General features: G+C 66.1%; 13 protein-coding genes and 3 rRNA genes. 9 read left to right on the top strand and 7 right to left on the bottom strand.

Annotated elements, in window-relative coordinates; all coding sequences use genetic code 11:
- The first annotated feature begins 60 nt into the window (after positions 1-60).
- A complete protein-coding gene (hisN, locus tag OIE67_RS00080; protein ID WP_326635437.1) occupies positions 61-858 on the top strand; it encodes a histidinol-phosphatase in 798 nt (265 codons plus the stop codon).
- 88 nt (positions 859-946) lie between these two features.
- Here hisN and OIE67_RS00075 read toward each other — a convergent pair whose 3' ends face one another.
- The gene (locus OIE67_RS00075; RefSeq protein ID WP_326635435.1) at positions 947-2686 is read right to left on the bottom strand and encodes a right-handed parallel beta-helix repeat-containing protein; all 1740 of its coding nucleotides are present in this window, start codon (positions 2684-2686) and stop codon (positions 947-949) included.
- A 55-nt stretch (positions 2687-2741) separates the two neighbouring features.
- On the opposite strand from OIE67_RS00075, the gene OIE67_RS00070 reads away from it, so the two are divergent.
- Positions 2742-3575, top strand: a complete 834-nt coding sequence (locus OIE67_RS00070; RefSeq protein ID WP_326635433.1) for a TetR/AcrR family transcriptional regulator — start codon at positions 2742-2744, stop codon at positions 3573-3575.
- A 4-nt stretch (positions 3576-3579) separates the two neighbouring features.
- On the opposite strand, the gene OIE67_RS00065 is transcribed toward OIE67_RS00070, so the two are convergent.
- Entirely contained in the window at positions 3580-4365 is a 786-nt protein-coding gene (locus tag OIE67_RS00065; protein ID WP_326635431.1) for a fructosamine kinase family protein, read from the bottom strand.
- Positions 4365-4838 (bottom strand): low molecular weight protein-tyrosine-phosphatase, encoded by a 474-nt coding sequence (locus OIE67_RS00060; RefSeq protein WP_326635429.1) that lies wholly within the window; start codon positions 4836-4838, stop codon positions 4365-4367. Before OIE67_RS00060 ends, OIE67_RS00065 begins: the two co-directional genes overlap by 1 nt.
- A 120-nt stretch (positions 4839-4958) precedes the next feature.
- On the opposite strand from OIE67_RS00060, the gene pstS reads away from it, so the two are divergent.
- Genes pstS through OIE67_RS00035 form a run of 5 tightly spaced genes read left to right on the top strand, consistent with a single transcriptional unit; the run spans position 4959 to position 9441 of the window.
- Positions 4959-6065, top strand: coding sequence for a phosphate ABC transporter substrate-binding protein PstS (gene pstS, locus OIE67_RS00055; RefSeq protein WP_326635427.1), 1107 nt, complete (start codon positions 4959-4961; stop codon positions 6063-6065).
- A gap of 6 nt (positions 6066-6071) precedes the next feature.
- Positions 6072-7052, top strand: a complete 981-nt coding sequence (gene pstC / locus OIE67_RS00050) for a phosphate ABC transporter permease subunit PstC (protein WP_326635425.1) — start codon at positions 6072-6074, stop codon at positions 7050-7052.
- A complete protein-coding gene (pstA, locus tag OIE67_RS00045) occupies positions 7049-7924 on the top strand; it encodes a phosphate ABC transporter permease PstA (RefSeq protein WP_326635423.1) in 876 nt (291 codons plus the stop codon). The genes pstC and pstA overlap by 4 nt, the downstream gene beginning before the upstream one ends.
- Positions 7925-7939: 15 nt before the next feature.
- Positions 7940-8716, top strand: coding sequence for a phosphate ABC transporter ATP-binding protein PstB (gene pstB, locus OIE67_RS00040; RefSeq protein ID WP_106252127.1), 777 nt, complete (start codon positions 7940-7942; stop codon positions 8714-8716).
- Positions 8716-9441, top strand: a complete 726-nt coding sequence (locus OIE67_RS00035) for a response regulator transcription factor (protein ID WP_326635420.1) — start codon at positions 8716-8718, stop codon at positions 9439-9441. Before pstB ends, OIE67_RS00035 begins: the two co-directional genes overlap by 1 nt.
- On the opposite strand, the gene OIE67_RS00030 is transcribed toward OIE67_RS00035, so the two are convergent.
- Entirely contained in the window at positions 9410-10081 is a 672-nt protein-coding gene (locus OIE67_RS00030; RefSeq protein ID WP_326635418.1) for a serine hydrolase, read from the bottom strand. The genes OIE67_RS00035 and OIE67_RS00030 overlap by 32 nt on opposite strands.
- 490 nt (positions 10082-10571) lie before the next feature.
- Between OIE67_RS00030 and OIE67_RS00025 the strand changes: the two genes are divergently transcribed.
- Complete coding sequence (locus OIE67_RS00025) at positions 10572-10709, top strand: hypothetical protein (protein WP_326635416.1); 138 nt, start codon at positions 10572-10574, stop codon at positions 10707-10709.
- A gap of 151 nt (positions 10710-10860) precedes the next feature.
- Positions 10861-11196 (top strand): hypothetical protein, encoded by a 336-nt coding sequence (locus tag OIE67_RS00020; RefSeq protein ID WP_326635414.1) that lies wholly within the window; start codon positions 10861-10863, stop codon positions 11194-11196.
- Positions 11197-11795: 599 nt separating this feature from the next.
- Here the strand turns inward: OIE67_RS00020 and rrf are convergent.
- From rrf to OIE67_RS00005, 3 genes are all read right to left on the bottom strand, one after another.
- Positions 11796-11912, bottom strand: a 5S ribosomal RNA gene (rrf, locus tag OIE67_RS00015).
- A 161-nt stretch (positions 11913-12073) separates the two neighbouring features.
- Positions 12074-15184: ribosomal RNA gene (locus OIE67_RS00010) — 23S ribosomal RNA — on the bottom strand.
- Between the two features lie 318 nt (positions 15185-15502).
- Positions 15503-16909, bottom strand: a 16S ribosomal RNA gene (locus tag OIE67_RS00005).
- The 16S, 23S and 5S rRNA genes sit together here, the layout of an rRNA operon.

The following is a 16909-nucleotide window of genomic DNA, read 5'->3' as shown; positions in this document are numbered from 1 at the left end:
CCAGAAAAGGGGCGTCTGCGACTGATGCTCTGTATATCCGACACGGTAGCGTGGGCGATCGTGCAGGGTTACTCGGATGATCTTCGACTCGCTCACGTCATGGCGGACGCCGCCGATGACCTGACCATGCGACGGTTCAAGGCGGTCGACCTCAAGGTCGAGACCAAGCCCGACCTGACGCCGGTCAGCGACGCCGACCGCGCGGTGGAGGAGGCCATCCGGGGCACGCTGCGCCGCGCCCGGCCGCGTGACGCGGTCGTGGGCGAGGAGTTCGGCAAGACCGGATGGGGCGCCAGGTCGTGGGTCATCGACCCCATCGACGGGACCAAGAACTACGTCCGCGGTGTGCCCGTCTGGGCGACGCTGATCGCGCTCATGGAGTACGGCAAGGTCGTCGTCGGCCTGGTGTCGGCCCCCGCCCTCGGCCGGCGTTGGTGGGCGGCGGCCGAGGGCGGCGCCTGGACCGGCAAGAGCCTGACCAAGGCCACCCGCATGCGGGTGTCGTCCGTGTCGGACCTGGAGAACGCCTCGTTCTCGTACTCGAGCTTCGGCGGCTGGGAGAAGACCGGCAAGCTCGACAATTTCCTCGACCTGAGCCGCTCATGCTGGCGTACGCGGGCCTACGGCGACTTCTGGTCGCACATGATGGTCGCGGAGGGCTCGGTCGACCTGTCGGCCGAGCCCGAGCTCTCCCCTTGGGACATGGCGGCGCTCACGGTCATCGTCGAGGAGGCCGGCGGCGTCTGGACCGACGTCGCCGGCGTAAAGGGCCTGGAGGGCGGCAGCCTCGTCTGCACGAACGGCACTCTGCACACCGAGGTCATCGACCGCCTCAACGGCACCATCGTCAAAAGCTAGCCACACGGGGGGTGGAGTCGGTCACCCGTGCAGAACGTGACATACGCTCAGCCGGCGACCCACCACCGTGGCGGAACGCGGCCCGTGGTCAGTCACCGACCGACGGCCGCGCCCCCTCCGCGGTGGAACGACGGCCGGCCCGGGCCCGGATCTCCTTCGTGGCGGCGTTCAGCCGGCCCTGGTCCTTGATCGTCACGTTCCCCTCGTACGTCACCCCCTCCGGCGGATTCTCGTGCCCCACCGGATCGGCGTCCCAGATGTTCCCCCGGAAGACCACGTTCTCCAGCGGCGGCGCGACGTGCAGCACGGCCGTGTTGTCGGCCCGTACGACGACGTTCTCCTCCAGCCTCACCCAGCTGGCCCCGTAGTCGGCGTACAGCCCGAAGTTGTACGGCGTCCGCGTGTCCTCGATGACGTTCCCGAGCACCACGGCTCCCCCGGCCGCCGACTCCCCCTGAGGCCCGGACAGGTAGACGCCCCCGCCGTCGGCCAGCACCTCCATGGTGCTCACGGTCAGGTTGCGCAGGATCCGCGTCCCCTCACCCGGCCCGGCCACGATCCCGCAGTGCGGCACCCGCGTGATCTCGTTGTGCTCGATGACGCAACCGCGGGTCCCGGTGACGGCGATCCCCGGCGACCCGCTGTACTCCAGCCCCACCTCCCGCACCAGGTTGTACACGATCGCGGTCCCCTGGCTGCCGCTCACCACGACGCCTCCCGCGGACAGCGTGTCGAACGAACAGCCGCGCACCGTGAGCCCGTCACCTCCCGTGACCCCCAGCCCCGAGGCTCCGAGGCGGGTGAACCGGCAGCCCTCGATTCGCACGTCAGCGGTGTCCTCGAACGTCACACAGGCAGGGATCGTGACGGAAGCCGAAGGATACGTAACGGAAGCTCCCTCTCCGAGGTGTGCCGTCTCGACGCCGCCGCCCTCGTAGTAGCCGCTGCCGTGGTAGTGGGGGAAGCCCTCGGGCCGGCCCGGCCGCAACCACGTGGCGTCGGCGAACACCAGCCCCTCGAACGCCACCTCACGCGCCCCCGTCACGCTCATCAGCGTCTCCAGCACCGGCGCCACCACCCGCGTGCGTCCCGGATCCTCACCGGGAAGGGGCAGGTACAGCAGCACGTGCGCGCCCGGCCGCGACCGGTCGAGCACGAAGGTGCCCGGCTCGCGCAGGAAGGCGGGGTCGTTCTCGATCCGCGTGGGCAGGCCGGGCCCGGCGGAGGTGACGCCCTCCCAGGTGGAGTTGTACAGCTCGGCCGCCAGGCCGAAACCGGGCTGGGCCATGGTGATCACCGTCGAGGCTCCGTCGGCCGACGCCTCGGCCATGCTCAGGCGCGCCTCCGTCCAGGGGTAGACGCCCCGGTAGACGAACTCGGCGCCGCGCCAGGCGCGCGGCTCCGCGCTGTCGGTGACGTAGCCGGTCCCGGTCGCGACCGCCTCCCCGGGCAGAGCGGGGACGGAGGCGCGCGGGACCCTGCGGCCGTCCGCGTAGAGCTGCCGGGTGTCCAGGTCGCCGACCTCCGCCCGCCAGACGCCGCCGCTCACCTGCCAGTCGGTGATGACCCGGCCGCCGCTGACGACGGCCTCCTCCTGCTCGGGCGTGCCGTATCCGTACGCACGATAGACGGTCCCGGAATCGGCCCCGGTGAGCTCGAACGGCCGGGCGAGCACGTGCGTCCCGCCTCTGAGGAGCACCACGGCCTCCCCACCCACCTGTCCGGCCGCGGCCCTGGCGCGTTCGAGCGTGGCGAACGGGCGCTCGGCGGAGCCGGGCCAGGAGTCGTCGCCCGCCGGCGCGACGTGGAAATGGAACAAGACAGCCACCCTTCCGTGTTTATGCCGTACACGAAGTAGTACACCATAAACTGAGACGGTGCCAATGACACGAGATCCGGACGACGGCGTCGAGCTGCTGTGGCGGGAGAAGGAGCACGAGCCCCGGCGCGGGCTGACCACGGGCCGGATCGTGCGCGCCGCGGTCGAGCTGGCCGACGCGGAAGGGCTGGAGGGCCTGTCCATGCGCAAGGTCGCCGACCGGCTCGGTTTCACCACCATGTCGCTCTACCGCCACGTCCCCGGCCGCGAGCAGCTCATCGAGCTGATGCTCGACGAGGTGATGGGCGAGCATCCGCGGCCTCAGGAAGGGGAGGCCGGCTGGCGCACCCGGCTGGAGGCGGTCGCCAGGCAGGCGTGGGAGCTGCGCCGGCGGCACCCCTGGATGGCCGAGGTACGCGGCACCCGCCACCTGCCGGGTCCCAACGGCGTCGCGCACTACGACCACATGCTCGCCGCGCTGTCCGGCACGTCGCTCAGGCCGCCGGAGGTGATCGCGGCGATCGCCCTGATCGGCCGCTTCGTGGACGCCGAGGCCCTGGTCCTGGTCGAGACCCAGCGCGAGGAGCGCCGCAGCGGCGTGTCCGAGCAGGAGTGGTGGGGCGCCCGCGAGTCCCTGTACGAGCGCCTCGACCACTACCCCACCCTCACGCACCTGTGGGAGAACGGCGCCTGGGACCACCCGGAGGACTCCTTCGAGTTCGGCCTGGCCCGCGTCCTGGACGGCATCGAAGCCCTCGTGCACCAACGTGACGAAACTCGTTACGAAAATTGCCAGGAATGCGGCACACCGCTGGAGCCCGCCCCCTCGGGCCGCCCCCGCGTCTACTGCTCGCGAGCCTGCCGCCAGCGCGCGTACCGCAACAGAAAAAGCCCCTGACCGCTCACAGCGCCAGCACCCGCCGCACCGCGTTCATCAGGCTCTCCCGATACCCGCCCCCGTACAGCACCACATGCACGAGCAGCGGATGCAGCTGATGCAGCGGCACCCGCTCCCGCCATCCCTCCGCCGGCGGCCACTCCTCGCGGTAGGCCCCCAGCATCCGATCCAGGTACGGCAGCCCGAACAGGTCGAGCATGGCCAGGTCGGTCTCCCGGTGCCCGCCGTGCGCCGCGGGATCGATCAGCACCCCGCCCCCGCCCGACCACAGCACGTTCCCGCTCCACAGGTCACCGTGGATCCGGGCGGGCCCCTCCGCGGTCCCCGACACCTCGGCCAGGCGCTCCACGACCCGCTCGACCAGCGCCACGTCCGCCGCGGGCAGCCGGGCCAGCCGCAGGAACGGCAGCACCCGCCGCTCCCCGTAGAAGGACGGCCAGTCAGAAGCGGGCGAATTGTCCATCGGCAGCTCGGCGATGAACCCCGGCCACGGCGCCCCGAAGCTCTCCGCCCCGGCACGATGCAGCCGCGCCAGCGCCCGCCCGAACCGCTCGGCGGCCCCGGCGGACGGCGGCTCCTGACGTACCCAGGACAGCACGAGCCGGTCGGGACCCACCTCGATCACCTCGGGCACGGCGATGGCCTCGCCCAGCCAGCGCAGCCCGGCGGCCTCCGCGGCGAAGACATCGGAGGCGGTCCCGCTCTTGGCGAACACCTCGCGCCCGTCGTCCAGCACGCCACGCCGGAGCCGCCACCCGTGCGACGCCCCGAGATCATCGGTGATCCGCATCAGCCGAGCTCCTCAGCGATGTGCCCGGCCACCCCCTCCGAGGCGTCCCGCACCAGCGAGAGCACCTCCTCGAACCCCTCACTGCCCCCGTAGTACGGATCCGGCACCTCGGCCCCCTCCTCCGCCGCCGGATCGAACGAGCGGAACAACCGCACCTCCGCCCCGGCCGGAGCCAGCTTGCGCAGATTGGACAGGTTGTCCCGGTCCATCGCCAGAACGAGGTCGTACCGGTCGAACCAGTCCTTGGTGAACTGCCGGGCCCGGTGCGCCGACCCGTCGTAACCGTTCCTGGTGAGGATCTCCAGAGCGCGCTCGTCCATGGGATCACCGGCGTGCCACCCGCCGGTCCCCGCGCTCTCGACGGTCACAAGCCCGCCCAGACCGCGGTTCTCGAGCGTCCGCCGCAGCACGACCTCGGCCATCGGCGAACGGCAGATGTTCCCCATGCACACCACGCATACGCGATAAGTCATGGCTCCCATCATGAGGGTGACCTGGTGCGTTCACCGAACGTTCACCCTCGTTGGGGGGTCTGAGTCACCTTCGCTGCATAGCTTTCGAGGCGACTAAGGACCAAGTGGGAGGACCCAACCGTGAAGTATGCAGGCCGGCTCGCCGCCGTCGCCGTCGTCGGCGCGCTCTCGCTCGCTGCGTGCGGCACAGACAACAATGCGGGAGCCGCGGGCACCAGCTCCGCCAGCGCGCCCGCCGCCGCGGGCAACGACAACGCTCTGAGCGGCTCGATCAACGCCGCGGGCTCCTCGGCGCAGGCCAACGCGATCACCGAGTGGACGAAGAACTTCACGGCCGCCAACCCCGGTGTCACCCTCAACTACCAGCCCAGCGGCTCGGGCGCGGGCGTGCAGGCGTTCATCCAGGGAACGGTTGCCTTCGCCGGCTCCGACTCGGCGCTGAAGGAAGACGAGCCCGCGCAGGCCGACGCCCGGTGCAAGACCGGCAAGGCGATCAACATCCCCATGGTGACCGGCCCCGTCGCGGTCGTCTACAACCTGCCCGGCGTCGAAGGGCTGCAGCTGTCGCCCAAGACGCTCGGCGGCATCTTCAACAGCACCATCACCAAGTGGGACGACGCCGCCATCAAGGCCGACAACCCCGACGCGAAGCTGCCCGCCACCCCGATCCAGGCCTTCCACCGCTCGGACGAGTCGGGCACCAGCGACAACTTCACCAAGTTCCTCAAGGCCACCGCCGAGTGGCCGCACGAGCCGGCGAAGGCGTGGCCGGCCGAGGCCAAGGGCCAGGGCGCCAAGGGCTCCGACGGCATCGCCTCCTCGGTCAAGGACACCGAGGGCGCGATCAGCTACGTCGAGCTCTCCTACGCCGAGAACTCCTCGCTGCAGAAGGCCAAGGTGGCCAACGGCGCCGGCGAGTTCGTTGAGCTCACCCCGGAGAGCGCGGCCAAGACGGTCGAGACCGCCGAGATCAAGGGCACCGGCAACGACCTCGCCCTGTCGATCGACTACGCCACCAAGACCGCGGGCGCCTACCCGATCGTCCTGGTGACGTACGAGATCACCTGCGAGAAGGGCCTCGCCGCCGAGGAGCAGAAGATCGTCAAGAGCTTCCTCACCTACACCGCCAGCGACGAGGGCCAGGCAGCGCTCAAGGAGCTGGGCTACGCCCCGCTCGCGGGCACCTTGCTGACGAAGGTCCGGACCGCCGTCGAGGCGATCTCCTGACCACCCATGGCGACCAACACACGCACCCGTGACGGCGGGCCGGCCACGAGCCGGTCCGCCTCGCGGCGCAGCCACGGTGAAGGCCTGTTCCGCTTCCTGGCCACGGGAGCGGGCGTCGTCCTGCTGGCGATCATGGCGGCCATCGCCGTGTTCCTCATCGGCGAGGCGATCCCGGCCCTGCGGGCCAACCAGGCGAACTTCTTCACGGAGCTCACCTGGGACCCCAACGGGCAGCAGGTCTTCGGCATCGCCGCCCTGGCCTTCGGCACCGTGCTCAGCTCCGCGCTCGCGCTCGTCATCGCCACCCCGATCGCCGTCGGCGTGGCCCTGTTCATCTCGCACTACGCGCCGCGCAAACTGGCCGCGCCGCTCGGCTACCTGATCGACCTGCTCGCCGCCGTGCCCAGCGTCGTCTACGGACTGTGGGGCCTCGCGTTCCTGGTCCCGCTGATCAGGACGCCGTCGCAGTGGCTCAACGAGCACCTCGGCTGGTTCCCGCTGTTCGCCGGCGAAGGCGCCATCGGCGGCAAGACCATGATCGCCGGATCGATCGTGCTGGCCATCATGATCCTGCCGATCATCGCCGCCATCTCCCGCGAGGTGTTCCTCCAGGCTCCCAAGATGAACGAGGAGGCGGCGCTCGCCCTCGGCGCCACCCGCTGGGAGATGATCAGGATGGCTGTGCTGCCGTTCGGCCGGCCGGGCGTCATCAGCGCCGCCATGCTCGGCCTCGGCCGCGCCATGGGCGAGACCATCGCGGTCGCGCTGATCTTCCCCGCCACCTTCGACATCACCTTCGAGATCCTCACCCCGCACGCCAACAGCATCGCCGCGAACATCGCCAACGGCTTCGGCGAGGCCACCCAGATCGGCCGGGGCGCGCTGATCGCCTCCGGCCTGGTGCTGTTCGTCATCACCCTGCTGGTCAACATAGGCGCGCGGCTGATCATCAACCGCCGCAAGGAGTACGCGAGGGCCGGCGCATGACCGCGATCCAACACATCTCCACCAGCCGCCGGATCAAGGACCGGGTCGTCCAGGGCCTGGTCTATCTGGCGTTCGCGCTCGCCGTGGTGCCGCTCGTCTCGGTGCTCTGGCTGGTGATCTCCAATGGCCTGTCCCGGTTCGACCTGGAGTTCCTCACCCACTCCATGAACGGCATCGGCGCCAGGGACGCCGGCGGCGGCGCCTACCACGCCATCGTCGGCACCCTCGAACAGGTCCTGTTCGCCTCGGTCATCTCGGTGCCGATCGGCCTGTTCACCGCCATCTACCTGGTCGAATACGGCAACAACGGCCGGCTCAGCCGGGCCATCAGCTTCTTCGTGGACGTCATGACCGGCGTCCCCTCCGTCGTCGCCGGCCTGTTCGTGCTGGCGTTCTGGATCCTGTTCCTCGGCTTCTCCTACTCCGGCTGGGCGGGCGCGCTCGCGCTGTCGATCCTGATGATGCCGACCGTGGTCAGGTCGGCCGAGGAGATGCTCCGGCTGGTGCCGGTCGACCTGCGCGAGGCCTCGTACGCGCTGGGCGTGCCCAAGTGGCGCACCATTCTGCGGGTCGTGCTGCCGACCGCGTTCACCGGCATCGTCACCGGCGTCATGCTGGCCGTGGCCCGCGTCGCGGGTGAGACGGCGCCGCTGCTGATGACGGTGTTCTTCACCAACTCCATCAACAACGACCCGTTCACCGGGCCGCAGATGGGCCTGCCGCTGTTCGTCTTCGACCAGGCGGCCCGCCCCAACGACACCGCCGTCGACCGGGCGTGGACCGGCGCCCTCACACTCATCCTGATCGTCATGCTGCTCAACCTGGTGGCGCGCCTGATCGCCTGGTGGCGCTCGCCCGCCAGGGGCCGATAGGGGGTTATCAGCACAATGTCCAAGCAGATCCAGGTCTCGGGTCTCGACGCGTACTACGGCTCGCACAAGGCGATCGAGGACGTGTCCATGACCATCGAACCCCGCTCGATCACCGCGTTCATCGGCCCGTCCGGATGCGGCAAGTCGACGTTCCTGCGCACGCTCAACCGCATGCACGAGGTGATCCCCGGCGCCCGCGTGGACGGCAAGGTGCTGCTCGACGGCGAGGACCTGTACGCCGGCACCGTCGAGCCCGTCTCCGTCCGCCGGATGATCGGCATGGTCTTCCAGCGCCCCAACCCGTTCCCGACGATGTCCATCTACGAGAACGTGGCCGCGGGCCTGCGCCTCAACGGCCGCGTCAGCAAGGCACAGACGGACGCCATCGTCGAGGAGTCGCTCAAGGGCGCCAACCTCTGGAACGAGGTCAAGGACCGCCTCAACAAGCCCGGCGCCGGCCTGTCCGGCGGACAGCAGCAGCGGCTCTGCATCGCCCGCGCCATCGCGGTCAAGCCGCAGGTCCTGCTGATGGACGAGCCGTGCTCGGCCCTGGACCCCATCTCCACCCTGGCCATCGAGGACCTGATGGCCAAGCTCAAGGACGAGTTCACCATCGTCATCGTGACCCACAACATGCAGCAGGCGGCCCGCGTCAGCGACAGGACCGCGTTCTTCAACCTGGCCGAGCAGGGCAAACCCGGCAAAGTCATCGAGATGGACGAGACCTCCCGCATGTTCACCAACCCCTCGGAGAAGGCCACGGAGGACTACATCACGGGGCGCTTCGGCTGATGACCCGACAGCAGGCGGCATCCACGATGAACGGGGACACGAGGACCAAGCCCGTGCTGCTCATCGCCGACCCGGACACCTCGGTCGTGGAAGACGTGGCCACGGCCCTCGAACTGGAGGGCGTGGCCGTCACAGGGGCGCCCGACGGCGCACAGGGGCTGCTGCAGGCGGGCGCGCTCAGCCCGGACGTGGTGCTCGTCTCGGCCATGCTGCCGGTCATCGACGCGGTCGAGTTTGTCCGCGCGGTACGGCTGGCGCGCGCCGTACCGGTGCTGCTCGGCGTCGGCGAGGGGCATGCCGAGCAGGCACTGCGCGCCCTCGCCGCCGGGGCGGCCGCCTGCGTCGCCAGGCCCTACCGGGCGCCGGAACTGCTGCCGTTCATCCAGGCCGCCTCCCCCGAGTCACGCAAGGTCCTGTCCGTCGGCGGGGTCGAGCTGGACATCCAGGCCTACCAGGTACGCGTGGCCGGGCGCGCCGTACACCTGCCGCTGCGCGAATTCGAGCTGCTCCAGTACCTGATGCGCAACGCCGACCGCACGGTCACCCGCGAACAGATCATGCGCCACGTCTGGCACGCCGCCGTCAACACCTCGACGAACACCATCGCCGTGCACGTCAAACGCCTGCGCGCCCGCCTGGGAGACGAGGACGACCAGCTCATCCAGACCGTACGCGGCGTCGGCTACCGGCTGGTCACGCCCGGCAGTCACGGAAGTCACGCATGATCCGCTCCACCACGCCCTCGACCATCGCTATGCCGGCCTCCACCTCGGGGCTGCCCTCGGTGAGCACGGCGAGCGCGTAGTCGCGCCCGTCGCCGTCCCTGATCAGCCCCACGCTGATCGTGGCCCAGCGCTTGGTGGAGACCCGCCTGAGCCAGCCGTTCTTCAACGCCACCCGCTCCCCGTCGCAGGCGGCGGCGCTGACGCCCCAGTTCTGCCCGTCGACCACCTCGCCCATGAGCTTGCGCACCTGCGCGCGATCACCCGCCCTGAGCGGGCTCTTGCCGGACACCAGCGCCGTCATGAGCCTGACCTGGTCGTCGACGGACGTCCTGGTGATCCCCCAGCAGTAGAGATCGACGCACTGCCCCGGCACGCCCACCGTGTCCTTCAGCCCGAGCCGCCTGCCCGCCCGGTTGAACCCCTCCGCCCCGCCGATCCGCGTCCACAGCCGGTCCGCGGCGTGGTTGTCGCTGTAGCGGATCATCCTCTCCGCGTCCCGCTTCACCTCTGCCGGCACCTTCTTCCACGGGGTACGCAGCAGCAACGCCATGAGGATCTGCACCTTGGCCGTGCTGGCGGTGATCAGCCGTTCGCCGGCGTGATACCGGTACACCCGCCCGGTCGCCAGATCCTTCACCATGGCACTGACCGGCCCCGGCCGTCCCTGCAGAAAGCGATCCAACCGGGCCGAGACCCGCTTGGCCGACACAGGCGACACGGCCTCCCTGCCGACACTCGCCACGACCACGTTGCCCTGACCGTCCGCATAAGCGTCGCCCAGGCCACCCACGCCAACCCTGCCCAGAGCGCCCACGCCGATCCTGGCGAGGCTACTGACGCCCAGCCCGGCAAGACCGCTCGCACCAAACCTGGCGAGACTTCCCGTACCCCACCTGGCGACCCCAGTCCCGGCCGCCTTGCCCGGGCCCAACTCGGGCCCCGGGCCCAGCTCGGATCCCGGCCCCGCACGACGCGCCGCACCCGCCCTCTCGGGCCCCGATACCGCACCTCGCGTAGTTCTGGCCGCACCCGGCATCGCTCTGGCCGTCTCGGACATTCCACCAGGCGGCGCTCCGGCTGTCTCGGGCACACCTCCAGGCGGCGCACCAACCTCGCCCACCGACCCTTGCATGGCTCCAGCCCTGGGCACGGCCGCGACGCTGATCCCGGCCGGCTCCTGCGACCTGTTCCCCAGCGCCAGCGGCAGGACAAAGGCGAGCACGACGACCAGCCGCAGTACCGCCTTCGCCACAACCGCGACCACGTGATCATTATCACGACATCTACTGACACGCCGCTAGTGCGACGACAGTCCGTTCTCCCCAGCGAACTGCCTCCGCCGAGGTCACCCACGAACGACACCCCACCCCTCGAAACGAATTCGTTGCACCGCGGGACAGGTGCGATCACTGTGATGCCATGCCGGCAATCGACGCCATGGACGGGCACCGGCTGGCTGTCGACGAGTTCGACACGCGGAGCTTCAACCTGCTCGTCGAGGTGAAGTCCCACGACCTGGCGGCACGATCGCTCACAGAGTCCGGGCTGCTACTGCACGGTGTCCAGGAGAACCCCCTGATCGTCCAGGGCCCCATGCGGGCGCTGCGCGTCACCACGCTCGCACTGAGTGGCCGGAGCAGCTCAAGCCGGAACTCAACGCGTGCCTCACGACACAGGGAGGGCTCGACCATCCGCTGTGGTGGACAGGTGACGGCAGGATCACCGCCCGGCAGTTCGCGTCGCTCAAAGCCATGAAGGGGGTACAAATCATCTGTTCGACGGGCCCGCGGCCACATCCGACTGGTCACAGTGAGACGCCGCGAGGGCACGGAGGATCCTGGACGCGCACAGCGCTCCGACGCTGATCCTCGCGGGCAACCCGCATACCCAGACCTCGGTCCCCGACTGGGGAACGCCGATGGGGGCGTACCTGGCGGCGGCGCGACCAGCGATGCGGAGCATCCAGATCGACTACGGGACCGACACCTTCTACAACTTCACGCCACGGCGCTCCGGCTGCCATGTGGGAGGCCCAGGTCTCCGCAGCACCGAGAACGGCGAGTTGATCGTGGGATTGCCCGTGTTCTCCGAAGCAACAGTGCCGCACCTGCTACGCGAGCGACACGACCACCAATCGGCCCCAGTCATAGGGCTCCGGGCTCCGGGCTCCGGGCTCCGGGCTCCGGGCTCCGGGCAAGCTGCGTCATCGCCCGACTCTTCGTCAAGGTTCTGGCCCAGACCACGACCGGCCGGCACAACGACCACACCGGCCATCGATCTAATAGCCATTGTCCGGACATGCAAGAAGAGGGCCCCGACGCTGTAAAGCGTCGGAACCCTCCTCGAGAAAGATTGTCCGGCGGTGACCTACTCTCCCACACCCTCCCGAGTGCAGTACCATCGGCGCAGAGAAGCTTAACTTCCGGGTTCGGAATGTAACCGGGTGTTTCCTTCCCGCCATAACCGCCGTAACCCTCTGAAACACACAAACAACACACGCTGTTTGCTGCCTCAGAATTGCTTAGTGGACGCGAGCAACACACTCCAAACCCATCGAGTGCGGCGCAGCTCTGGACCCGGCGAAGAGAACAGAACGCAGCACACACCCCACAGAGCAAAGAAGAGTTGCTTTGTGGTCAAGTCCTCGGCCTATTAGTACCGGTCAGCTCCACACGTTACCGTGCTTCCACCTCCGGCCTATCAACCCGGTCGTCTACCGGGAGCCTTACCCCTGTTACAGGTGGGAGACCTCATCTCAAGGCGAGCTTCCCGCTTAGATGCTTTCAGCGGTTATCCCTTCCGAACGTAGCCAACCAGCCGTGCACCTGGCGGTACAACTGGCACACCAGAGGTTCGTCCGTCCCGGTCCTCTCGTACTAGGGACAGCCCCTTTCAAGTCTCCTGCGCGCGCAGCGGATAGGGACCGAACTGTCTCGCGACGTTCTAAACCCAGCTCGCGTACCGCTTTAATGGGCGAACAGCCCAACCCTTGGGACCTACTCCAGCCCCAGGATGCGACGAGCCGACATCGAGGTGCCAAACCATCCCGTCGATATGGACTCTTGGGGAAGATCAGCCTGTTATCCCCGGGGTACCTTTTAGCCGTTGAGCGACACCGCTTCCACACGCCGATGCCGGATCACTAGTCCCAGCTTTCGCTCCTGCTCGACCCGTCAGTCTCACAGTCAAGCTCCCTTGTGCACTTACACTCAACACCTGATTGCCAACCAGGCTGAGGGAACCTTTGGGCGCCTCCGTTACTCTTTAGGAGGCAACCGCCCCAGTTAAACTACCCACCAGACACTGTCCCCGATCCGGATCACGGACCAGAGTTAGACGTTCAAAACGACCAGAGTGGTATTTCACCAATGACTCCACCCGAACTAGCGTCCGAGCTTCCCAGTCTCCCACCTATCCTACACAAGACGCTCCAAACGCCAATGTCAAGCTGTAGTGAAGGTCCCGGGGTCTTTCCGTCCTGCTGCGCGTAACGAGCATCTTTACTCGTAGTGCAATTTCGCCGGGTCTGCGGTTGAGACAGCGGGGAAGTCGTTACGCCATTCGTGCAGGTCGGAACTTACCCGACAAGGAATTTCGCTACCTTAGGATGGTTATAGTTACCACCGCCGTTTACCGGCGCTTAAGTTCTCACCTTCGCCCAGCCGAAGCTGAACTAAGCGGTCCCCTTAACGTTCCGGCACCGGGCAGGCGTCAGTCCGTATACATCGTCTTACGACTTCGCACGGACCTGTGTTTTTAGTAAACAGTCGCTTCCCCCTGGCCACTGCGGCCCCCACCAGCTCAGGATGCAAAACCCATCACCAGCAGAGGCCCCCCTTCTCCCGAAGTTACGGGGGCAATTTGCCGAGTTCCTTAACCACAGTTCACCCGATCGCCTTAGTATTCTCTACCTGACCACCTGAGTCGGTTTAGGGTACGGGCCGCCACAACACTCACTAGAGGCTTTTCTCGGCAGCATAGGATCATCCACTTCACCACAATCGGCTCGGCATCACATCTCAGGATACGCGTGAGGCGGATTTACCTACCTCACTCCCTACATGCTTACCCCAGGACAACCATCGCCTGGGCTGGACTACCTTCCTGCGTCACCCCATCGCTTACCTACTACCCGATCGGATCGAGCGTTCAGCCTCACACCAGTCCCGAAGGACCAGCGGACTTAAGGACTCTTAGCATCACGAGGTTCAGTATGGGCGCATTGAAGCGGGTACGGGAATATCAACCCGTTGTCCATCGACTACGCCTGTCGGCCTCGCCTTAGGTCCCGACTTACCCTGGGCGGATTAGCCTGGCCCAGGAACCCTTGGTCATCCGGCGCGAGGGTTTCTCACCCTCGATTCGCTACTCATGCCTGCATTCTCACTCGCACAGCCTCCACAACTAGATCACTCTGCTGCTTCGCCGGCTGCACGACGCTCCCCTACCCATCAACCCCCCTCGAAAGGAGGATCAATGCCACGACTTCGGCGGTGTACTTGAGCCCCGCTACATTGTCGGCGCGGAATCACTTGACCAGTGAGCTATTACGCACTCTTTCAAGGGTGGCTGCTTCTAAGCCAACCTCCTGGTTGTCTCTGCGACTCCACATCCTTTCCCACTTAGCACACGCTTAGGGGCCTTAGTCGGTGATCTGGGCTGTTTCCCTCTCGACTACGAACCTTATCGCCCGCAGTCTCACTGCCACGCTCTCACTTACCGGCATTCGGAGTTTGGCTGACGTCAGTAACCTTGTCGGGCCCATTAGCCATCCAGTGCTCTACCTCCGGCAAGAAACACGCAACGCTGCACCTAAATGCATTTCGGGGAGAACCAGCTATCACGGAGTTTGATTGGCCTTTCACCCCTACACACAGATCATCCCCCAGGTTTTCAACCCTGGTGGGTTCGGTCCTCCACCCAGTCTTACCTGAGCTTCAACCTGCCCATGCGTAGATCACTCCGCTTCGGGTCTACAGCATGCGACTCAAACGCCCTCTTCAGACTCGCTTTCGCTACGGCTCCCCCACACGGGTTAACCTCGCCACACACCATAACTCGCAGGCTCATTCTTCAAAAGGCACGCAGTCACATCACACACCAGCAAACTGATGTAAGCTCCTACGGCTTGTAGGCACACGGTTTCAGGTACTATTTCACGACCCCTCACCGGGGCACTTTTCACCTTTCCCTCACGGTACTCGTGCACTATCGGTCATCAGGGAGTATTTAGGCTTACCAGGTGGTCCTGGCAGATTCACACAGGATTTCTCGGGCCCCGTGCTACTTGGGATCCCCTCAAACAGTCGACAAGGTTTCGCCTACCCGGCTCTCACGGTCTACGGCGCCCCTTCCCAGAGGCTTCGACTACCCCACCGATTTATCACTGTTCACAGTCCCGGCAGAGACTGTAAGAAGGTCCCACGACCCCGGACATGCAACGCCCGCCGGCTATCACACACGCCCGGTTTAGCCTCATCCGCTTTCGCTCACCACTACTCACGGAATCACTCTTGTTTTCTCTTCCTACGGGTACTGAGATGTTTCACTTCCCCGCGTTACCACCAACCGCCCTATACATTCAGGCGGAGGCAACACCACATGACTGGTGCTAGGTTTCCCCATTCGGACATCCCCGGATCAACGTCTGGTTGGCGACTCCCCGAGGCTTAACGCAGCCTCCCACGTCCTTCATCGGCTCCTGATGCCAAGGCATCCACCGTGTGCCCTAAAAAACTTGGCCACAAAGATGCTCGCGTCCACTATGCAAATCTCAAACAACAAACAGCAACCGGCTCCCACCCCACAACCCGCAGGATGTTCACCGGCCCTGTACCGAGGTCAAACAAGCAAACCCAAAGGCTGCCCGTTTCCTCAGGACCCAACAGTGTGTCCAACCAGCTCACGCACCCGTGACCTCGTTCCCACTCCCAGCCCTCCCGAAGAAGAGCCAGACGGTACTAGCAGTCCAGTCACGCGAACCGGTTGAGTAGCCAGTGCTCCACTAGTGAGCTGTCACCCCACCACACATTCGGTAGTGACGGGTGAGAGTGCTCCTTAGAAAGGAGGTGATCCAGCCGCACCTTCCGGTACGGCTACCTTGTTACGACTTCGTCCCAATCGCCAGCCCCACCTTCGACCGCTCCCCCCAGCAAGCTGGTTGGGCCACGGGCTTCGGGTGTTGCCGACTTTCGTGACGTGACGGGCGGTGTGTACAAGGCCCGGGAACGTATTCACCGCAGCGTTGCTGATCTGCGATTACTAGCGACTCCGACTTCATGGGGTCGAGTTGCAGACCCCAATCCGAACTGAGACCGGCTTTTAGGGATTCGCTCCGCCTCACGGCATCGCAACCCTCTGTACCGGCCATTGTAGCATGTTTGCAGCCCAAGACATAAGGGGCATGATGACTTGACGTCATCCCCACCTTCCTCCGAGTTGACCCCGGCAGTCCCCCATGAGTCCCCAACCACCAAAACGGTGTTGCTGGCAACATGGAGCAAGGGTTGCGCTCGTTGCGGGACTTAACCCAACATCTCACGACACGAGCTGACGACAGCCATGCACCACCTGTCACCCAGTCCGAAGAAGGATCTATCTCTAGACCTGTCCGGGTGATGTCAAACCTTGGTAAGGTTCTTCGCGTTGCGTCGAATTAAGCAACATGCTCCGCCGCTTGTGCGGGCCCCCGTCAATTCCTTTGAGTTTTAGCCTTGCGGCCGTACTCCCCAGGCGGGGCGCTTAATGCGTTAGCTCCGGCACGGAACCCGTGGAAGGGTCCCACACCTAGCGCCCAACGTTTACAGCGTGGACTACCAGGGTATCTAATCCTGTTCGCTCCCCACGCTTTCGCTCCTCAGCGTCAGGTAAGGCCCAGCAAGCCGCCTTCGCCACCGGTGTTCCTCCTGATATCTGCGCATTTCACCGCTACACCAGGAATTCCACTTGCCCCTACCTACCTCTAGCCGGCCCGTATCCACCGCAGACCCGCAGTTAAGCTGCGGGCTTTCACGGCAGACGCGACCAGCCACCTACGAGCTCTTTACGCCCAATAATTCCGGACAACGCTTGCGCCCTACGTATTACCGCGGCTGCTGGCACGTAGTTAGCCGGCGCTTCTTCTGCAGGTACACGTCAACTTCGTCCCTGCTGAAAGAGGTTTACAACCCGAAGGCCGTCATCCCCCACGCGGCGTCGCTGCGTCAGGCTTCCGCCCATTGCGCAATATTCCCCACTGCTGCCTCCCGTAGGAGTCTGGGCCGTGTCTCAGTCCCAGTGTGGCCGGTCGCCCTCTCAGGCCGGCTACCCGTCGTCGCCTTGGTAGGCCACTACCCCACCAACAAGCTGATAGGCCGCGAGCCCATCCCCAACCGAAAAACTTTCCACCACCACCCGATGCCAGGGGCGGTCATATCCGGTATTAGACCCAGTTTCCCGGGCTTATCCCAGAGTCAGGGGCAGGTTGCTC

The organism is Nonomuraea fuscirosea, from assembly GCF_035917475.1.
Lineage (GTDB): Bacteria > Actinomycetota > Actinomycetes > Streptosporangiales > Streptosporangiaceae > Nonomuraea > Nonomuraea fuscirosea.
The sequence above is the reverse complement of the archived record's forward strand: the minus strand, read 5'-3'. Positions and strand labels throughout refer to the sequence as shown.

Excerpts from the sequence above, each read along its gene's own strand:
- OIE67_RS00070 (WP_326635433.1), top strand. The coding sequence starts at position 2,742 with ATGACACGAGATCCGGACGACGGCGTCGAGCTGCTGTGGCGGGAGAAG.
- OIE67_RS00065 (WP_326635431.1), bottom strand. The coding sequence starts at position 4,365 with ATGCGGATCACCGATGATCTCGGGGCGTCGCACGGGTGGCGGCTCCGG.
- OIE67_RS00060 (WP_326635429.1), bottom strand. The coding sequence starts at position 4,838 with ATGACTTATCGCGTATGCGTGGTGTGCATGGGGAACATCTGCCGTTCG.
- pstC (WP_326635425.1), top strand. The coding sequence starts at position 6,072 with ATGGCGACCAACACACGCACCCGTGACGGCGGGCCGGCCACGAGCCGG.
- pstA (WP_326635423.1), top strand. The coding sequence starts at position 7,049 with ATGACCGCGATCCAACACATCTCCACCAGCCGCCGGATCAAGGACCGG.
- pstB (WP_106252127.1), top strand. The coding sequence starts at position 7,940 with ATGTCCAAGCAGATCCAGGTCTCGGGTCTCGACGCGTACTACGGCTCG.
- OIE67_RS00035 (WP_326635420.1), top strand. The coding sequence starts at position 8,716 with ATGACCCGACAGCAGGCGGCATCCACGATGAACGGGGACACGAGGACC.
- OIE67_RS00030 (WP_326635418.1), bottom strand. The coding sequence starts at position 10,081 with ATGGTGAAGGATCTGGCGACCGGGCGGGTGTACCGGTATCACGCCGGC.
- OIE67_RS00025 (WP_326635416.1), top strand. The coding sequence starts at position 10,572 with ATGGCTCCAGCCCTGGGCACGGCCGCGACGCTGATCCCGGCCGGCTCC.
- OIE67_RS00020 (WP_326635414.1), top strand. The coding sequence starts at position 10,861 with ATGCCGGCAATCGACGCCATGGACGGGCACCGGCTGGCTGTCGACGAG.